Origin of the sequence: Polynucleobacter sp. MWH-Braz-FAM2G, from assembly GCF_018687635.1 — a bacterium.
GTDB lineage: Bacteria > Pseudomonadota > Gammaproteobacteria > Burkholderiales > Burkholderiaceae > Polynucleobacter.
Map to the genome: position 1 here is coordinate 1,300,393 of NZ_CP061300.1, position 18,111 is coordinate 1,318,503.

At 44.2% G+C, this 18,111-nt stretch carries 15 protein-coding genes and 2 tRNA genes; 9 read left to right on the forward strand and 8 right to left on the reverse strand.

Annotated features, from left to right (window positions below):
• Positions 1–38: 38 nt before the first annotated feature.
• The 4 genes from FD973_RS06670 to acs all read right to left on the reverse strand — a co-directional run bounded on the left by FD973_RS06670 (position 39) and on the right by acs (position 5,335).
• Entirely contained in the window at positions 39–341 is a 303-nt protein-coding gene (locus FD973_RS06670) for a YciI family protein (protein ID WP_215322557.1), read from the reverse strand.
• Positions 342–432: 91 nt separating this feature from the next.
• Positions 433–3,033: an EAL domain-containing protein gene (locus tag FD973_RS06675; RefSeq protein ID WP_215322558.1), complete on the reverse strand. Its 2,601-nt coding sequence runs from the start codon at positions 3,031–3,033 to the stop codon at positions 433–435.
• Between the two features lie 180 nt (positions 3,034–3,213).
• A tRNA-Ser gene (locus tag FD973_RS06680) sits at positions 3,214–3,304 on the reverse strand.
• 57 nt (positions 3,305–3,361) lie between these two features.
• Positions 3,362–5,335 (reverse strand): acetate--CoA ligase, encoded by a 1,974-nt coding sequence (gene acs, locus FD973_RS06685; RefSeq protein WP_215322559.1) that lies wholly within the window; start codon positions 5,333–5,335, stop codon positions 3,362–3,364.
• A gap of 187 nt (positions 5,336–5,522) precedes the next feature.
• On the opposite strand from acs, the gene FD973_RS06690 reads away from it, so the two are divergent.
• The 5 genes from FD973_RS06690 to FD973_RS06710 are packed head-to-tail and all read left to right on the forward strand — an operon-like array spanning position 5,523 to position 9,674.
• Positions 5,523–7,046 (forward strand): fumarate hydratase, encoded by a 1,524-nt coding sequence (locus FD973_RS06690; RefSeq protein WP_215322560.1) that lies wholly within the window; start codon positions 5,523–5,525, stop codon positions 7,044–7,046.
• Between the two features lie 25 nt (positions 7,047–7,071).
• Positions 7,072–7,878 (forward strand): glutamate racemase, encoded by an 807-nt coding sequence (gene murI / locus FD973_RS06695; protein WP_215322561.1) that lies wholly within the window; start codon positions 7,072–7,074, stop codon positions 7,876–7,878.
• Positions 7,875–8,561 (forward strand): energy transducer TonB, encoded by a 687-nt coding sequence (locus FD973_RS06700; protein ID WP_215322562.1) that lies wholly within the window; start codon positions 7,875–7,877, stop codon positions 8,559–8,561. Before murI ends, FD973_RS06700 begins: the two co-directional genes overlap by 4 nt.
• Before the next feature lie 5 nt (positions 8,562–8,566).
• Positions 8,567–9,259 carry a MotA/TolQ/ExbB proton channel family protein gene (locus FD973_RS06705; protein ID WP_215322563.1) on the forward strand — a complete coding sequence of 231 codons (693 nt, stop codon included), beginning with the start codon at positions 8,567–8,569 and terminating at the stop codon, positions 9,257–9,259.
• Position 9,260: 1 nt separating this feature from the next.
• Positions 9,261–9,674: a biopolymer transporter ExbD gene (locus tag FD973_RS06710; RefSeq protein ID WP_215322564.1), complete on the forward strand. Its 414-nt coding sequence runs from the start codon at positions 9,261–9,263 to the stop codon at positions 9,672–9,674.
• A 16-nt stretch (positions 9,675–9,690) separates the two neighbouring features.
• On the opposite strand, the gene FD973_RS06715 is transcribed toward FD973_RS06710, so the two are convergent.
• From FD973_RS06715 to FD973_RS06730, 4 genes are all read right to left on the reverse strand, one after another.
• Positions 9,691–10,164 carry a hypothetical protein gene (locus FD973_RS06715; RefSeq protein WP_251368735.1) on the reverse strand — a complete coding sequence of 158 codons (474 nt, stop codon included), beginning with the start codon at positions 10,162–10,164 and terminating at the stop codon, positions 9,691–9,693.
• A 12-nt stretch (positions 10,165–10,176) separates the two neighbouring features.
• Entirely contained in the window at positions 10,177–12,411 is a 2,235-nt protein-coding gene (locus FD973_RS06720; RefSeq protein WP_215322565.1) for a bifunctional diguanylate cyclase/phosphodiesterase, read from the reverse strand.
• A 13-nt stretch (positions 12,412–12,424) separates the two neighbouring features.
• Positions 12,425–13,537 carry an FIST signal transduction protein gene (locus tag FD973_RS06725; protein WP_215322566.1) on the reverse strand — a complete coding sequence of 371 codons (1,113 nt, stop codon included), beginning with the start codon at positions 13,535–13,537 and terminating at the stop codon, positions 12,425–12,427.
• Positions 13,538–13,636: 99 nt separating this feature from the next.
• Positions 13,637–13,725 (reverse strand) — tRNA-Leu (locus tag FD973_RS06730).
• A 135-nt stretch (positions 13,726–13,860) separates the two neighbouring features.
• Between FD973_RS06730 and FD973_RS06735 the strand changes: the two genes are divergently transcribed.
• The 4 genes from FD973_RS06735 to purU all read left to right on the forward strand — a co-directional run bounded on the left by FD973_RS06735 (position 13,861) and on the right by purU (position 18,108).
• Complete coding sequence (locus tag FD973_RS06735) at positions 13,861–16,320, forward strand: penicillin acylase family protein (RefSeq protein ID WP_215322567.1); 2,460 nt, start codon at positions 13,861–13,863, stop codon at positions 16,318–16,320.
• A gap of 91 nt (positions 16,321–16,411) precedes the next feature.
• Complete coding sequence (locus tag FD973_RS06740; RefSeq protein WP_215322568.1) at positions 16,412–16,816, forward strand: surface-adhesin E family protein; 405 nt, start codon at positions 16,412–16,414, stop codon at positions 16,814–16,816.
• A complete protein-coding gene (locus tag FD973_RS06745) occupies positions 16,794–17,177 on the forward strand; it encodes a hypothetical protein (RefSeq protein WP_215322569.1) in 384 nt (127 codons plus the stop codon). The genes FD973_RS06740 and FD973_RS06745 overlap by 23 nt, the downstream gene beginning before the upstream one ends.
• Before the next feature lie 76 nt (positions 17,178–17,253).
• Positions 17,254–18,108, forward strand: coding sequence for a formyltetrahydrofolate deformylase (purU, locus tag FD973_RS06750; protein WP_215322570.1), 855 nt, complete (start codon positions 17,254–17,256; stop codon positions 18,106–18,108).
• Positions 18,109–18,111: the final 3 nt, after the last annotated feature.

The window sequence follows — 18,111 nt, forward strand, 5'->3', positions numbered from 1 at the left end:
GTAGAAAGGAATCTGCCCTATGATCTTCAGTTACTCTTTTATGCCGGTGGAAATCCAGCCTTTTGCGGCCACATATTATTGAAGACATGAATGATCGGCTTTTCATAGACGCCGGCAATCGTAAATGGCTCATTCTTTAGCCAATCCTCAACTTCACCACGATTAGCAAACTCCATTACTAACAAACTACCCAAAGTTGTCTGCCCATCGTCGGATGTCAATGGACCCGCAAATGCCATTCGATCAGCTTGTTTGGCCAAATAAGCGCGATGCTCAGGACGAATTTGCACTCGCAAATCTGCAGTGCCTGGTCGATCCATTAAGAAAATGGTGAAGATCATTTTTTTCCTTTTATTACAGAAACATTTGTTGAAAGCTGCAAATAGATGGTCTTGCAAAGGTAATGCTACCGTAGCTTAAGGCATTTTTGGATTATGTGTTTTGCTTAGCCAATATTTTGTAAAACTCGTTAATTGATACGGGCTTGAAATAGTAATAGCCTTGCACGTAATCACAACCTAGACGCCTCAACCAATTTACTTGTTCGAGAGTCTCCACGCCTTCAGCAATTACTTTGACGCGCAATTTATGAGCCAGCGAAATAATACTCTCGCAAAAAGCGCTGTCTTTCGAGGAAAAGTCATTCAAATTAGACACAAAAGATTGGTCGATTTTTAAAAAGGCTACCGGGAATCTCCTGAGATATGACATTGATGAATAGCCAGTTCCAAAGTCATCCAGGGCAAAGCTCACCCCAGCCTGATAAAGTTTTTGAATATTTTCAACGGTCGCAAGGCTTTCATCCATCAAAACGCCTTCAGTAATCTCCAAAACAATTCGCTCAAGCGGGACATCAAATTTTGCAAGTTTTTCGATGTAGTCTTTACTATGCCTAAACTCCCTGGCGGAACGATTGACGCTAATCTGAAATTGCTCATCAACAACATCATTTAAAGTTGCCAAGTCCATGCAGACCTTTTTGAGCATCCATGCGTCAATTTCTTCTATAAGCCCAACCTCTTCTGCCAAAGGAATAAATTCTCCAGGCTGCATATTCCCTCGAGTTGGATGATTCCATCGAACCAAAGCCTCTGCCTTGCAAACCTTGCCCGTTTCCAATTCAACTATTGGCTGATAATGAATTTCCCATTGCTCCTCCTTTAGAGCGATGTGCATTTCATTAATTAACTTCATTCTTCTGGCAGCGTCCTCTTGCATGGAGGCGGAGAAAAATGTATATCGATTGCGTCCAGTTTCTTTTGACACATACATTGCCTGATCCGCATACCGAATAAGCTCTTCAATATCCTGTGTGTCATCAGGATAAATCGCTATACCCAAACTAGCGCTCACGTAAACCTCTTCAGCCTGCAGCAGATATGGGGATGACAGCTGTTCAAGCACCTTTCTGGCCACCACTTCAACATCAAAGATTTGAACCAGGCCACTTAGAATGAGAGTAAATTCATCCCCACCCATTCTGGCTACGGTATCTACTTGACGAATAGCTTGGCTAAGACGAGATCCAACAATACTCAACAACTCATCGCCTGCTGTATGCCCTAATGAGTCATTAATATCTTTGAAGTGGTCTAAATCCAAAAATATGAGTGCAAATTTTGCATCGCCACGCTGAGATCGAATAGCCTCTTGATTAAGTTTCTCTAAAAATAAGCGGCGGTTTGGCAAGCCTGTCAGCCCATCAAAATTGGCCTGCTGCAATATTAATTCTTGATTATTTTTATCTCGAGTGACATCGTGAAACAACGCCACTCTAAAACACTCATCAGAATCTTTGGTGAAAATAGTATCTACTACCAACTGTTCAATATAAATCTCACCATTTTTTCTTCGATTGTAGACTTCGCCCTTCCATGAACCTTTGGAATTAAGTTCGCTCCAAAAATTTCGCCAAAAATCTTTATCTTGAATATCCGAATTTAATATATGCGGAGTCTTCCCAACCACTTCATCTAAATCGTATCCAGTGAGCTCAGTGAATGCTGAATTGACTGTCAAAATGATGCCATGCTTATCGGTAATGAGCATTGCTTCACTACTATTTTTATAGACCATAGAGGCTATATTTAGTGCTCTTTCACTGCGTTGCTTTTCTTCACCACGCCGCCAGATCAAAAACGCAGCGAAAGCAATTAAGAAGGAAATTGCAACTACATAAGCAATAATAAGGTTGCGGTATTCATTTGCTGGGAGACCAGCCACTTCGGTTGATTCGCCAGCCAAAATCGTCAGGCCATTTGCAGGAAGACGATAAAAACCGTAAAGACGGCTGATCCCATCATGCGCAGATTGCCGTTGAAACACCCCCGAAAAAGGAGCATTTGAGCCCATAAAAGGTAAATCTGTCAGCTTTTGACCATAACTTGACTCGTCAATTGGATAGCGGGCCATGCGCTCACCGGTATCCCGAATGATAGATATCACATCGCCGTTATCAATCTTTAGTGTTTGAGCAAATAAGCCAAAGTGTTTAGGATCAACTGACGCCACAATCACGCCTGCAAATTTCCCATCTTTAAAAATTGGCCTAGAAAATTGAATAGACCATTTTTTTGAAACCTTACCAATTAATGGTTTGCTAATAAATAACTGGTCTTCGGTAGGATGATCTTGATGAACCTTGAAGTGCTCTCTTTGGGATAAGTCTGTTCTATCAGTGGCTGGCGCTAGGTTAGAAAACAATAGCCGTCCATCTTTATCAATCACCGCAATTTGAAAAGCAATGTCTGAGATATTTTCATGCTTTGATTGAATATATTTAGAAAATACAGACCAGTCGCCAGTCCAAAATTGCCTTGAATCAAGCAATATCTCATCCAAGCGCTTAATGGTGGAGGCTACATACTCACCAAATATTCTTGATCTAGAAATTACACGCTGCTCACTCTGATAATGCTCTTGCTCATTGTTATGTTGAATTTCTAGAAAAGCAGTCGCCCACACCAATACTAGGCATAAAGTCGCAATAAGGCCAACTTTGAATGGCCATGTATATTTTCTTTCTAAATCCATCGGACTTTGCTAAAAATAAATCAATCGCACAAGAAATACCTCCCCAATCATTAAAGGAGTGAACACTTTCATATGCTCTCATTTTGCGTATGATTTTTTTTGATCTACATCATATTGATATACGATTTATGCGTTGCATGCGGACAAAGAAAAACCACCCGAAGGTGGTTCCAAGCTACTTGGCGGAAGGGGCGGGATTCGAACCCGCGGTAGGCTATTAACCTACGCACGCTTTCCAGGCGTGTGACTTAAACCGCTCATCCACCCTTCCGGAACCTGTGATTATACGATTGCCGAAAGGGTTTGCCCCAAAAGCTAGTCAGAATGCTTATAAAGACTCTTTGAGCTGCTCCAAGATATGTGGATTTTCCAAAGTGGAAGTGTCTTGAGTCACTTCTTCACCTTTAGCAATTACACGCAACAAACGACGCATGATCTTGCCAGAACGGGTCTTCGGTAGGTTATCACCAAAGCGAACATCCTTAGGCTTAGCGATTGGGCCAATTTCCTTACCAACCCAGTTACGCAGTTCAGTAGCAACTTTCTTAGCTTCTTCACCTGTTGGACGACCGCCTTTGAGAACCACGAAAACGCAAATCGCTTCACCAGTCAGATCATCAGGACGACCTACTACTGCTGCCTCTGCAACCAATGGATTCGCAACTAAGCAAGATTCAATCTCCATGGTACCCATACGGTGACCAGAAACGTTCAATACGTCATCGATACGACCAGTAATGGTGAAGTAGCCAGTATCTTTGTTACGGATTGCACCATCACCCGCTAGATATAAGTTGCCGCCCAACTCCTCTGGGAAGTAAGACTTTACAAAACGATCGGGGTCATTCCAAATAGTACGAATCATGGATGGCCATGGACGCTTAACAACCAAGATACCGCCTTGGCCGTTTGGAACGTCTGCACCAGCTTCATCCACAATCGCCGCCTGAATACCAGGCAATGGCAATGTGCATGAACCAGGAATCATTGGCGTTGCACCTGGCAATGGTGAAATCATATGACCACCAGTTTCAGTCTGCCAGAAAGTATCTGCGATTGGGCAACGTGAGCCGCCAACATTTTCGTAGTACCACATCCATGCTTCTGGGTTAATTGGCTCACCTACAGAACCCAAGAGACGCAATGAAGATAAGTCAAAGCTCTTTGGATGTACCGCTTGATCGTTGCTAGATGCTTTGATCAATGAACGAATCGCTGTTGGCGCAGTGTAGAAAATAGTTGCTTTGTGCTTTTGGATCATTTCCCAGAAGCGACCAGCATTCGGATAAGTTGGAACACCTTCAAACACAATCTCAGTAGCACCAACCGCGAGTGGACCGTATGTAATGTATGAGTGACCTGTTACCCAACCAATGTCCGCCGTACACCAGAACACATCGCTTGGCTTGATATCAAAAGTCCACTTCATTGTGAGAATCGCCCACAAGAGGTAACCACCAGTAGAGTGTTGTACGCCTTTTGGCTTACCAGTTGAACCAGATGTGTACAAAATGAACAATGGGTGCTCAGCACTTACCCACTCTGGCTCACATGTTGTGGCTTCGTTAGCTACGATTTCTTGCATCCAGACATCACGCCCTGCTTGCATGTTGATGTCTGTGCCAGTGCGCTTGCTCACGATCACATGCTTCACCTTAGGACACTCACCAGTAGAAAGCGCTTCATCGCAAATGGCTTTTAATGGCAATGCTTTACCGCCACGGAATTGGCCATCAGCAGTAATTACCGCTACTGCGCCAACGTCCATAATGCGATCACGCAAAGCTTGTGCGGAGAAGCCACCAAACACGACTGAGTGAATCGCACCAATACGGGCACAGGCTTGCATAGCCACAATGCCTTCAATAGTCATCGCCATATAAATGATGACGCTATCGCCAGACTTGATACCCATTTTGCGAAGTGCGTTTGCCATTTTGCAAACACGCTCAAGCATCTCTTTATAAGTTACTTTAGTAACGGTGCCATCATCCGCTTCAAAAATGATGGCAGTCTTATCGCCTAGACCAGCTTCAACTTGACGGTCTAAACAGTTGTAAGAAGCATTCGTTGTGCCATCCTCGAACCACTTATAGAAAGGGGCCTTAGATTCATCTAAAACTTTAGTAAATGGCTTCTTCCAGTAGATATTTTCTTTAGCAAGACGACCCCAAAACCCGTCATAGTCTTTCTCAGCTTCAGCACAAAGCTTGTTGTAGGCGTCCATGCCTGGAATTGCCGCACCCTTTACAAAATCAGCGGGTGGGTTAAAAACGCGGTTTTCTTGCTTTAATGGTTCCATGCTTCAAAGCCCTCTATCAAATAATCAATAATCTAAAATCAACAACAAATGCGAGAAAATGTCGCAAAATGACAGGTTTACACCCTCAAGACCTTAGAAGATAAGTGAAAACACTTGGGATTTGCTCTATGGCAAACCCTTAAAATAGGGCAAACCTTACTAATAATGTGGAAATAACCGTAAAACCATGACCAATATCAAACAAAACGACCTCATTCAAAGCGTTGCAGATGCCTTTCAATTCATCTCCTACTACCACCCGAAGGACTTCATTCAAGCCATGGGCAAGGCATATGAGCTAGAACAGGGTCATGGCGCCAAAGATGCTATTGCTCAAATTTTGACCAATAGCCGGATGTGCGCAGAAGGCCATCGCCCCCTTTGCCAAGATACGGGCATTGCAGTGGTGTTTCTCAAAATTGGTATGAACGTGCAGTGGCCTGATGCCACCATGAGCGTAACGGAGATGGTCAACGAAGGCGTACGCCGCGCTTACCTTAATCCCGACAATATGTTACGGGCTTCAGTTTTGGCCGATCCAGCAGGCAAACGCAAAAATACTGGCGACAACACCCCTGCTGTAATTCATTACGAGATTGTTCCTGGCGATGATGTCGAAGTGATTTGCGCAGCCAAAGGTGGTGGCTCCGAAAACAAAGCCAAGATGGTCATGCTGAACCCTTCCGACTCAATCGTAGACTGGGTTCTTAAAACAGTGCCAACCATGGGTGCTGGGTGGTGCCCTCCCGGCATTCTAGGCATCGGCATTGGCGGCACTCCAGAAAAAGCCATGCTGATGGCAAAAGAAGCTTTGATGGGTCCAGTAGATATTCAAGAGCTCATTGCTCGTGGACCAAAGACGCGCGCTGAAGAACTACGCCTAGAAATCTACGACAAGGTAAACAAGCTTGGCATTGGCGCTCAAGGTCTTGGTGGTCTGGCTACTGTTCTTGATATCAAGATCATGGAATACCCAACTCACGCCGCTTCATTGCCAGTTGCGATGATCCCAAACTGTGCTGCAACACGTCACGTGCACTTCCATTTACATGGCGACGGTCCTGCAAAACTAGAAGCCCCTTCTCTTGCTGATTGGCCTGCTGTTACCTGGACACCAGATGTTCAGAAATCAAAACGGGTGAACTTAGATACCCTCACTGCTGAAGAAGTGGCAAGCTGGAAACCAGGCGAGACACTCTTATTGAACGGCAAGATTTTGACTGGTCGTGATGCCGCTCATAAACGCATTCAGGATATGCTCGCTAAAGGCGAAGAGTTGCCAGTCAGCTTTAAGAACCGAGTGATTTATTACGTTGGCCCAGTGGATCCAGTACGCGATGAAGTCGTCGGTCCTGCAGGTCCAACAACATCCACTCGGATGGATAAGTTCACCGAAATGATGTTATCGAAAACTGGTCTGATTTCCATGATTGGTAAAGCCGAACGTGGGCCAGAGGCAATTGAGGCAATCAAGAAACATAAATCAGCTTACTTAATGGCAGTTGGTGGCGCCGCTTACTTAGTTTCTAAGGCCATTCAGACTTCTAAAGTCGTTGGCTTTGCAGATTTAGGTATGGAAGCCATTTATGAGTTTGATGTAAAAGATATGCCAGTAACTGTTGCCGTAAATTCGGAAGGCATCTCTATGCATCATGAAGGGCCACGCGATTGGCAAGCTAAGATTGCTGGGATCCCAGTCAAAATTGCTTAATTCGTTAGTATTTACCGAGTAAGCTTTGGCGCTCATTGGGGTATTTGATTCTGGCGTTGGAGGCTTATCCATTTTGGATGAGGCTCTGCGTCAGCTTCCCCAGCATAGCTACATCTATCTTGCCGATTCAGCAAATGCTCCTTATGGAGAAAAATCGAGCGATTGGATTGCTGCCCGCAGTCTCACTTTATGCAAGCATTTAGCAGGTAAAGGATGTGATGCAATCGTAGTGGCTTGCAATACCGCTACAGCCCAAGCTATTCAACAAATACGTAGTGCACTTGATATTCCGATCATTGGCGTTGAACCTGGTATCAAGCCAGCTTCAATGCAGTCACAAAATAATATTGTGGGCGTTCTCGCCACCGAGGCAACCCTGAAGAGCGATAAGTTCAATGCTCTATTAGCAACGTTACCTAAAGGCTGCCAGTTCGTTAAGCAAGCTGGCGCGGGACTTGTTCCTTTAATTGAATCTGGTAAAGCCGATAGCGAAGAAACCCTAGAGCTTTTGGCAAATCATCTTGAACCCATTCAAATTGCCGGGGCAGATACCTTGGTACTGGGGTGCACCCACTTCCCATTCTTAAGAAAAGCAATCCGTAAGCTGCTTGGTGAATCCATTACTCTGATCGATACCAGCGATGCAGTGGTAAGACAACTCAAAAGACAACTTGAAACCATTGAGCAAACACATCCTAGTAAAGAATGCGGGGAAGTCTTATTAATCAGCAGCAAAAATGCGGACTCCCTTTTATCAATAGCCCAAGAGTTAATGTCTACCGATTTGGGTTTACATTCGGTAGCAGCACGCATGTTGAGTGAGGCCCAATGAGCGCTCTTCTCAAAAAATTAGACGCCCATCTTCCGTTCAATAAAGCGGAACGAATCATCATCTGTATTGTTGTGTTGCTGCATGCACTTCCTGCCTTAGAGTTTTTACACTTTAGCTCTAAGCCAGCCCCCTTGGATGAGGAGCGTGTGCCAGTAAATTTTGTCAATCCACAATCGGTTAGCAAGCCTGAGCAACCCCCCGCTACCACTCCACCTAAACCAAAGGAAGAGAAAAAGACAGTCAAGGAAAAAGCTGCTGAGAAACCAACTCCAACACAAACACAGCAGGCACAACAAACCCCAACACAAAGCCAGACGCAAAATAAATCAGAATCTCAACCACAAAACGCCTCAGTAGCCCCTGCAACTAGTGGTGGTGCTAGCGGCACACCAATTCAGACTGACATTGGTAAACTCGTAGTTGTCTATCAACCAGATGCTGATGCCTATTACCCCTCATTTTCAAAACGCTCTGGGGAGCAAGGTGCGGTTGTGGTGCGATTAATTATTGATGAAACGGGTAGCGTAGAAGATGTGGCCATCTTGCAGTCAAGCACCTTCCCGCGACTTGATCGTGCTGCCACTGAAATCGGCAAACGTTATCGCTTTAAACCTTTTTTAGTAAACGGTTCACCCCAAAGAATTTCAACCAATCTTTTAATCAAATTTAATCTCAAGAATTAATCATTATGAATACTCCATTTGGCATAGCAAATCTCTGGCTTGAGGGCGACCTGATTACTCGATTTGTCGCGATTGCCCTATTGCTCTGCTCCATCATCACTTGGGTGATTTTGCTTACCCGTCTCTGGGACTTGCGCAATCTTCGCAAGCTTAAACCTGAGCTTGAGCAATTTTGGCGCGCCACTTCATTTGATCAGGGTCTACAGGCATTTAGTAATCACGCCACCAATCCCTATTACCAAATTGCTAAATCAGCAACAAAGGCTTCAGCCCATCATCAAAACCAATCTACCAATCATCGTGAGCTACTTCAAACTTTGAACTACTCAGAGTGGATGGCTAGAAGTGTGAAAAACAGCATTGATGGTATTGCTGCTGGATTACAAAAGGGCCTGACTTTCTTGGGATCTACAGGCGCCACCTCACCATTTATCGGCCTCTTTGGAACTGTTTGGGGCATCTACCACGCCCTAATCTCTATCAGCAGCTCGGGTAGCGCTCAAATTGATCAGGTTGCCGGCCCTATCGGCGAGGCTCTCATCATGACTGCACTCGGTTTGGCTGTCGCCATTCCAGCCGTTCTTGGATTCAATACCATTAATCGTGCAAATAAACTTTTTGTCGCTGATCTCAATCGTTTTGGGAATGACCTACTCGCCTATTTTGTCACTGGTGCCCGCGTGAATTCTGGGGAATAAGATGTCTTTTCATATTCAAGACGATCAAAACGACGATAGCATCATGGCGGAAATTAACATGACGCCGATGGTGGACGTCATGTTAGTGCTGTTGATTATTTTTATCATCACCCTACCAGTTATTCAGCAGGCAGTGAAAGTTGAATTGCCAAAAGCCAATAGCGTTCGCAATGAAGTAAAGCCAGAATCAATCCAACTCTCCATCGATGCTAAAGGTCAAATCTTTTGGAATAGTACTGCTATCGATTTAAAAACCTTTGATGGCTATGCAGAGAAAGCGGCACAGAAGGATCCACAGCCAGAAATTAATTTGCGCGCAGATAAATCCGTAAAGTATGAGTATGTTGCTCAAGTTCTTGCTGCATCTCGTCGCGCAGGTTTAACCAAACTAGGCTTTGTGACCGAACCCAATTAATGCTTATTGTCTATTCTTAATGCGCTTTATTAGGCAGACACGTTTCTTCGCTAATACGAGTTCCATCACCGAGATTGCTTCCCAAGATTCCACCCCGAATAGTCTCTACCTTTTTTAATTTCCCAGTAGACTGATTTAGGGTGAGTAGAGTCGATACCGTTCCTGCAGAATACGAAACCCCATTCAGTGATTCTGGCTCAAACCGAGTATCTATCAAAATGACAATTTGAGGTGGAACAAACTGGATACTTTTAACAACCTGAGTTCCATTGCTATCTGACCGATCTAAATCCCTACCATCTAAAAAGATCTTTGCCTTCGATGATTTACTAGCAGGAACCAGTTTCATCTCATACTCTTCAGTAAAGTCTTTTTCAGTCCGCTTACATTCAAATACTAGCTCCTCTGCTGCTGAAGCAGTCTGATGCAAAAAAGCAATGGCAATCAATACCAGTAAATGCAGTCTCATACTTGAGCGATTAAAACTCATGGGACGCAGCTTCTACTGCAAAGTGCTTAGCAAAGATTGGAAGCTTTCCTCGCTTAAAGGTTTTCCATAGAGATAGCCCTGATAAAAACAGCAACCCTCTGCTAATAGGTAGTCGCGCTGTTCAATAGTCTCGACACCTTCAGCAACCACCCTTAACTTCAGAGTCTGGGCCAAAGAGAGAATGGAGCGAATGATGGCGCGGTCACCCTCGTCCCAAGCAATATCGAGCACGAAACTCTTATCAATCTTTAGCTCATCAAGCGGCAAGCGCTTTAGATAACTCAAGGATGAGTAGCCAGTGCCAAAGTCGTCCATTGAAAACTTAACGCCAAAATTTCTTAAGGCATTCATGGTGGAAATCACCGCATCCACGTTGTCTAGCAAAAGACTCTCTGTCAGCTCTAATTTTAATAAGCCGGGATTGATACCAGCACTATTAACAGCTGCTTGCACCATATTGGCAAAATTTTCAGCCCTAAATTGCTTGGCACTAATGTTGACTGACAATGCTAATTTCGAAGTACTTTCATTTTGTGACCAACGCTTCAACTGATCGCAAGCTCCGTTGAGAGCCCATTCACCAATCGAGGTAATCAACCCCGCCTCTTCTGCAACAGGAATAAACACATCGGGCGGAATGACATCATTATCCAAAGGACTCCAACGTAATAATGCCTCTGCACCAACAACATGTCCGTTTTTATCTACCTGTGGTTGGAACATCAAACTCAATTCACCCTTATCCATAGCCCGTTTCAGACTGGCTTCCATGGTCATTTTTTCGGTAAATCGAATGTGCATGGCGTCATTAAAGAACTGGATGGTATTTCTTCCTGCTGCTTTGGCTTGATATAGAGCCAAATCCGCTTCTTTTAACAACTCATTAGTGCCTTGAGTCTTGTCTGAAAACAAGGCGATGCCAATGCTAGAAGTTGTGGTGTGAATAATGCCATTCAAATTAACGGGTTCAGATATGCTTTTATGCAATTTGTCTGCCACCAACTTCAACGAGTACATCGCATTTTCCGCGTTAGGACCTAAATCCGGAATGAGCACAACAAATTCGTCACCACCCAGCCTAGCCGCAGTATCCATTTCACGCAAGTTACTGCGCAAGCTCTGAGCGACAGCCATTAATACCTGATCCCCCATATCATGACCGCGCGTATCATTAATTGACTTAAAGCGATCAATATCAATGATCAGAATTGCTCCATACACATGATTGCGTGTGGCGGCAAGTCGAGCCTGATTTAATCGATCTAATAGCAAACGTCGATTAGGCAAGTTCGTTAATGGGTCATAGTAGGCAAGCTCCAAAATTTTGCGCTCAGCCTCTCGTGGATCACTTGTATTGGAATAAATCCCAATATAGTGCGTATGAGTCCCATCCAGCCCCCTTACCGCAGAAATGGATAGCCACACCGGAATCGTCCGCCCTTCTTTGTTTCGATTCCAGACGCTTCCTTCCCACTTTCCCTCTGTTGATACCGCCTCCCATAAATTACGATAAAAGGCGTCATCATGGTATTCAGGAGATTTAAAAATGGATGTCTTTTTCCCAACCAATTCATCGGCAACATAACCCGAGATTTTTTCAAACGCTGAATTCACACGCAATATATTGCCCTGATGATCAGTAACAATCATGCCATCGCTCGACTGGAATGCAACTGATGCAATTCGCAACTCTTCTTCGGCGCTTTTTCTGGCTGTAATGTCTTCAGAGAAGATGATTAAGCCACCAACATCTCCATCTGCGCCCAGCCAAGGCTTCACTTCCCAACGAATCCAACCATATGTGCCATCTGAGTAAATAATCCGATCTTCATTGCACGAGGCAGACTCACCCAATAAACACTTTTGCAACATACGTTTTTTATCTTCGGAAATATTAGGCGAAAGCTCGTAATGACTCTTCCCGATAATATCGATACCTAATAATTTACGATCTTCGAGCCAACGACGACTAGCATATAGATAGCGTAATTGACTATCTAGCATCACAATTCCAGTCGGAGCATTTTCAATAAATAGTTGCAATTGCTTATTAACGCCCGTTAACTCTTGGGCAGTTACTTCGATGGCGTTTTCGAGCAAGCGGCGTTCGCGATCAACCTGATGATAGGTTTCATTCACTACATTAAGCAAAGCCAGACATTGCTCTGAATTGAGATCAGGTATGTCAGGAAAATTCCGGAGTTGTCGCTTTAAGAGTCGATGTTGGTTATTAATCTCAAAGCTCATACAAATACTTCATTTATTCCGAAAACAGCGTAAGCGTCGTGGTTTGATTATGCAATGCACAGACTGCTGGATCAAAAGGTGCAACTTCACCATACGAATAAAATCCAAAGACAGTTGTGCGAGGACCTAATATCGACTGAATAGCCTCAATCTCCTCGCCCGCTATTTGATCCATCACTAAACGCCTGCCAACACAACTTACCACAAGGCAAAGTGAATCCTGTTTGCTGGCATCTAAATGCAAGTCGTTGGTTAAATTTACCGATGCATCGATTAATGAGTCGATCTCTGTCTTCATCAATTTACATAGACTACCTTGGGGAACATCTCCAGCAAAATTCAGACTCATCTCTTCCCAGTTGACCCCCAACAATGTCCGAACATAGGAGCGGCCAGAGCTTGAGTCAGTAACAGACAGTGGAAAACGCAATCCACTACCCGGTAGCTCCTTTGCCAGTTCACCCAAGTACTTTGTATACACCTCTAGTGCGGGCCTGTGATCGATCTCATAAACAATGTTTCTCACAGAACGAGTAACCCTGCGCTCTGGTCCAAACTCGCGCCATCCTGTAGAAAATCCGTAAGCAATTTTCAAATCACCGTAAAAACCAATTAGCGCAATTTGATGTCGCTTGGCAGGACCATTGACCATCACCCATGAGGTATTAAAACGATCGGAATCTCCAGCCAAACCACCAGTTACGGGAACACCCAATGTATTCAGTGTTTTGGTGAAGTCGGAGCCACTAATAGACAAACCATCAGACAAGGCAAAGACGTGCTTTGGCTTTGACTCAGAAAACTCCCGCACCAAGTCGCTCACGATTCTCTCTACTTCGTCATCATTCTCAATTAGTGTACTTTTTACTGAAATCTTTGTGGTGGAGAAGGAAATAGCTGAGAGAACAATGTCTTGGTCGGAGATAAGATCCCCACAAATATTTCCAGATGATGAACAGCCCACTATCTCAGCGGCAGGAAAAAAGGCTCGAATCTCTTCATAGCATCGAGCCTCTTTGAAATAAGGATGCTCAGCACAGACTAAGACCAAGTTGATATCCGGATTTGGAGATAAGCGAATATCCCAACCCTCAGATTCAGTCCAACGGTAAGTATCTATATGCATTTGTCCATTTTATACATGGAAAAACAGCCGTGGAACACCTCAGTTCAAAGAAAAATGAATAATTCCTCTCCGAACGGAGGGAAGCAGGAAAGATTTGAATGGTGCCCGAGGCCGGAATCGAACCGGCACGACTTTTTTGAGTCGGCAGATTTTAAATCTGCTGTGTCTACCGATTTCACCACTCGGGCTCGCACAAACCATAAAGCCGTGCTAAATAAATCAAGACAAGCGAAATTTTAGCATGTGAGCACCCAATATACCCCCGAAGACCTAGCCACCCCGTTGCCCAAGGCTAGTCGCCCTAAAGCAACTAAAATATCCCAATGACAACGCCAAGAAATCATTCAGGATTTAGCAAGCTATTGAGGGCCAGCTTTTGGGTATTTTTACTTAGTCTTTTGGTCGCGATTGTGCTCGCACTCACCTATATGTATTTTGCTCAATCCAATATCTCTGGAAAAAGAACAATTAAAAGTTTAGGTGAATCAGTCGTCATTACATTTGATGAAGCCGACATTCCACATATCCAAGCAAAAAGTCAGGCAGATGCATACTTTGCTTTAGGTTATCTGCACGCCACTGAGCGTTCTTGGCAAATGGAAATGAACCGCCGTATTGCTAGCGGAAGACTTTCAGAAATCTTGGGCAATGACACTGTCAAAATCGATCGCTTTGTACGCACCCTAGGCATCAAGCGCGCCGCTGAACGTCAATTTGATCGCTACCCCGTTTCAGCCAAACGGCTACTCCAAGCCTATGCTGATGGAGTCAATGCTGGTAATACGCAATTAGGTTGGGCATTGCCAATAGAGTATTTTTTAACTGGCTCCAAACCAGGTCACTGGTCTCCGACTGATAGCATCGCATGGATGCTCATGATGGCTTATGACCTTGGGGGAAACTGGCAAAGAGAATTGCAAAGACTGGAGCTTTCTAAGTATCTGACAACCAAGCAGGTATGGGAGGTCTACCCACCTTATGACGCAGATGAGCCAGTCAGCAATGTGGATTTTGCAAAAATGTATCGGGAGATGGGTGTTTTTCCTCCTTCACCCAAACCAGTTGAGAGCAAACCACAAAACTTGCCAGCTACTGAATTAGGCAAGCTGGAACACATGGGTGGAAATGATGGCATTGGCTCAAATAATTGGGCTCTCAGTGGCAAGCTATCAACCACCGGCAAACCCCTGTTAGCAAATGACCCCCACTTGGGATTATCAGTACCAGCAATCTGGTACTTTGCCCATCTCGAGGCACCTGATTTAAATGTCATTGGAGGAACGCTTCCCGGAATCCCGGCCGTAGTACTAGGTAGAACAGATAAATTTGCTTGGAGCTTTACCAATACAGGACCCGACGTTCAGGATTTGTATATCGAGCAAATTGATCCAAAAAATCCTGGTATGTATAGAGGTCCAGACGGGCTTCTGCCCTTTAAAGTTCGTCAGGAAATTATTGACATCAAAGGGTCACCTTCATTTACTTTTCTTGTAAAGGAAACGCGACACGGTCCAGTGATTTCAGATTCTTATGCGAAAGCCAAGCGTGCAATTGATACTGATCGCTATGCACTAGCGTTACGCTGGACCGCACTTGACATTGAGAATCAATCGGTTGTGGGCTTATTGGATATCAACCGCTCCACGGATCTTGAGGAATTTAAACAGGCGGTTCGAAAAAATTATGCGCCAATGCAAAACATTGTGATGGCGGATACTGAAGGCAACATTGCTTTTCAAGCTGCTGGGGTTGCGCCTAAAAGAATTTTGCATCAAGGGTTATATGGCGTTGCACCTGCGCCTGGCTGGGACAAGCAATACGACTGGAATGGCTATGTACCCTTTGATCAATTACCTGCTAGCAATAATCCTGAGCAGGGTTGGCTTGCAACCGCTAACCAAAAGATCATTGCGGCAAATGATCCGAACCCTTTAACGGGCGACTGGGACCTACCCGCTCGTTATGACCGTATCGTAGATCTCATCAAGGCAAAAAATATTCACACTGTCGACGATATGAAAACAATGCAAGGTGATACCTTATCACTTGCCTCAACACCTCTATTAGAACTATTCAAATCTAGTCAATCGACTCATCCATTGGCATCTCAGGCTATGGAAGCGATGAAAAACTTTGATGGTGACATGAAAGCATCAAGCGCTGGGGCTCTCATTTTTAATGCATGGGCGGATCAATTAACCCGCCATTTATTCTCAAGGCTAGGATATTTATTCTCTGAAAATTACGGCGCCCGAAATTATCGGTCCCCACTACTACATCAGATAAAAAATCCCAATAGTCCTTGGTGCGATGATCCGAAAACACAATTAGTGGAATCTTGCCAGGATGCATCTAACAAAGCCCTTGATAAAGCTTTGGACTATTTGAGCAATGAATATGGAAACGACCCAAAAAATTGGGTGTGGGGTAAAGCACATATCGCCATTTCAGAGCACCGCCCCTTTAGTAAAGTTCCCTTAATTGGAGGGCTATTTAATATCAAGACTCCATTTCCAGGCGATAGCTTTTCCATCAATGTAGGCAGACTAGAACTATTGCAATCCAAGAATCCTTACGAAACACTGCAAGCTCCGAGCTTGCGAACCGTATACGATTTATCTGATCTAGAAAATTCTTTCTTCATTTACCAAACAGGTCAATCTGGCTGGGTACAAAGTAAGTTTTATCGCAATTTGAATGCGCTTTGGGCCAATAACGAATATCTTCCCTTAAAAATGAAGCCTGAAAAGGTTAATCGTCAACTTGAATTAAGCAATAAGTAAGCAATAGATAATTGATAAAAATTTCATTCTATTGCTGGTACTTGGTAAAATATGTTGGTGTTTTAAACCGCAATCTCCAAAGGCTATTCGTATGAAAAAAATTTCTCTTTTCTTGGCATTAAGCGCAACTTTACTGGGCTCAAATAATGCGTTCGCAGAATGGCAAGAGATTGGTCAAAACGATCAATCTACTGTTTTTGTAGATACTGCCACTCTTCAAACACAAGGCAATCTAGCGCAAATCATGTCTATGCTCAACTTTAAAAAGCCTGGCCAAGACCCACAAAGCAAAGAGAATGTAAATTCTATTATTGGTCTAAATGAATACGATTGCAGCACTGGCAAATACCGCCCGATAGAATTTAAAGTATTTAGCGGCAATAAAGGTAAAGGCAAAGTAGTTGTTGATCAAAAAACTCCAGACAGTATTTTTGAATCCATCCCAAATGGCGCTTGGGCCGCGGGAGTATTCAATGTTGCGTGTCGCACTAAGTAATAGAAGTTTTCCATGGTTGAAAATATATTGTTATTCAGCCATCTTCATTTGCCTCAGTACACTCACTGGATGTGCAGCGCCATTAGCGGCATTAAGTAGCTCAAGTACAGCCGCTGCAAGTAGTGTAGGCGCTGTTGCTGTAGCCAACCCCGCTACATCCATTAGCTTAGCCTCTAGCGCCACAACAGGAAAATCCCCTTTGGAGCATGCTGCCTCAGCAGCCACTAAAAAAGAATGTAGCTTCTTCAATATGGTGAACTCTCAGCCATTTTGTATTGAAGTTGTACTACCGCCAATTACCGATAAAAGTGAGCCGCTATTGGGGCCTGCAGATATAGAGGCCAAGCCTGCCAAGCAATAGGCGCTACAGAGCTCGCATGCTGTTTCGCCTATAACAGTCTAAAATCTATACTTATACGCAATATTTGGTGATTTCTATGACCGCAGAAAATTATTATCTAACCCTCACCTGCCCTAACAAACCGGGCATTGTTGCAGCCGTTTCCACCTACATCTATGAATCTGGTGGCGATATAGAAGAGGCACAACAGTTTGATGACAAAGCCTCGAAACGTTTTTTTATGCGCGTTAGTTTTAGCTGCCCAACCCAAGCTGATGCCTTAAGAAGTGGTTTTCTGGAAATTGCTAAACGCTTTGAACTTACTTGGGAGTTGCGCGCTGTTAAAGATCTCAAACGAGTATTAATCATGGCCTCTAAATTAGATCATTGCTTAGTTGATCTTCTTTATCGTTGGCGAATTGGCGAGCTACCCATGATTATTTGCGGGATTGTCTCCAATCATCCACGCGATGTTTACGCCAGCATTGATTTTGCAGATATCCCCTTCTATCACTTACCCGTTACACCAGAAACTAAGCCTGCTCAAGAAGCCAAGCTCTTAGAGATCATCGCAGAATCCAAGGTGGATATGGTGATCTTGGCGCGCTATATGCAAATTCTATCGGATGACTTATCGTCCAAACTTTCTGGTCGCTGCATCAACGTACATCACTCATTCTTACCAAGCTTTAAAGGCGCAAAACCATATCATCAAGCACATGCACGTGGCATCAAACTCATTGGAGCGACAGCCCACTTTGTGACTAGCGATTTAGATGAGGGTCCGATTATCGAACAAGACGTTACCCGCGTAACTCATGGTGACACACCAGAAGATTTGGTCCGCAAAGGTCGCGACCTTGAGAGAACCGTACTTTCCAGAGCCTTACGTTATTACCTGCATGATCGCGTGCTCATCAACGGAGCAACATCGGTAGTCTTTTCGGATTAACTG

Excerpts from the sequence above, each read along its gene's own strand:
- FD973_RS06725 (WP_215322566.1), bottom strand. The coding sequence starts at position 13,537 with ATGCATATAGATACTTACCGTTGGACTGAATCTGAGGGTTGGGATATT.
- FD973_RS06700 (WP_215322562.1), top strand. The coding sequence starts at position 7,875 with ATGAGCGCTCTTCTCAAAAAATTAGACGCCCATCTTCCGTTCAATAAA.
- FD973_RS06745 (WP_215322569.1), top strand. The coding sequence starts at position 16,794 with ATGTTGCGTGTCGCACTAAGTAATAGAAGTTTTCCATGGTTGAAAATA.
- FD973_RS06740 (WP_215322568.1), top strand. The coding sequence starts at position 16,412 with ATGAAAAAAATTTCTCTTTTCTTGGCATTAAGCGCAACTTTACTGGGC.
- FD973_RS06735 (WP_215322567.1), top strand. The coding sequence starts at position 13,861 with ATGACAACGCCAAGAAATCATTCAGGATTTAGCAAGCTATTGAGGGCC.
- FD973_RS06670 (WP_215322557.1), bottom strand. The coding sequence starts at position 341 with ATGATCTTCACCATTTTCTTAATGGATCGACCAGGCACTGCAGATTTG.
- FD973_RS06690 (WP_215322560.1), top strand. The coding sequence starts at position 5,523 with ATGACCAATATCAAACAAAACGACCTCATTCAAAGCGTTGCAGATGCC.
- FD973_RS06675 (WP_215322558.1), bottom strand. The coding sequence starts at position 3,033 with ATGGATTTAGAAAGAAAATATACATGGCCATTCAAAGTTGGCCTTATT.
- FD973_RS06715 (WP_251368735.1), bottom strand. The coding sequence starts at position 10,164 with ATGAGTTTTAATCGCTCAAGTATGAGACTGCATTTACTGGTATTGATT.
- FD973_RS06710 (WP_215322564.1), top strand. The coding sequence starts at position 9,261 with ATGTCTTTTCATATTCAAGACGATCAAAACGACGATAGCATCATGGCG.
- FD973_RS06705 (WP_215322563.1), top strand. The coding sequence starts at position 8,567 with ATGAATACTCCATTTGGCATAGCAAATCTCTGGCTTGAGGGCGACCTG.
- purU (WP_215322570.1), top strand. The coding sequence starts at position 17,254 with ATGACCGCAGAAAATTATTATCTAACCCTCACCTGCCCTAACAAACCG.
- FD973_RS06720 (WP_215322565.1), bottom strand. The coding sequence starts at position 12,411 with ATGAGCTTTGAGATTAATAACCAACATCGACTCTTAAAGCGACAACTC.
- acs (WP_215322559.1), bottom strand. The coding sequence starts at position 5,335 with ATGGAACCATTAAAGCAAGAAAACCGCGTTTTTAACCCACCCGCTGAT.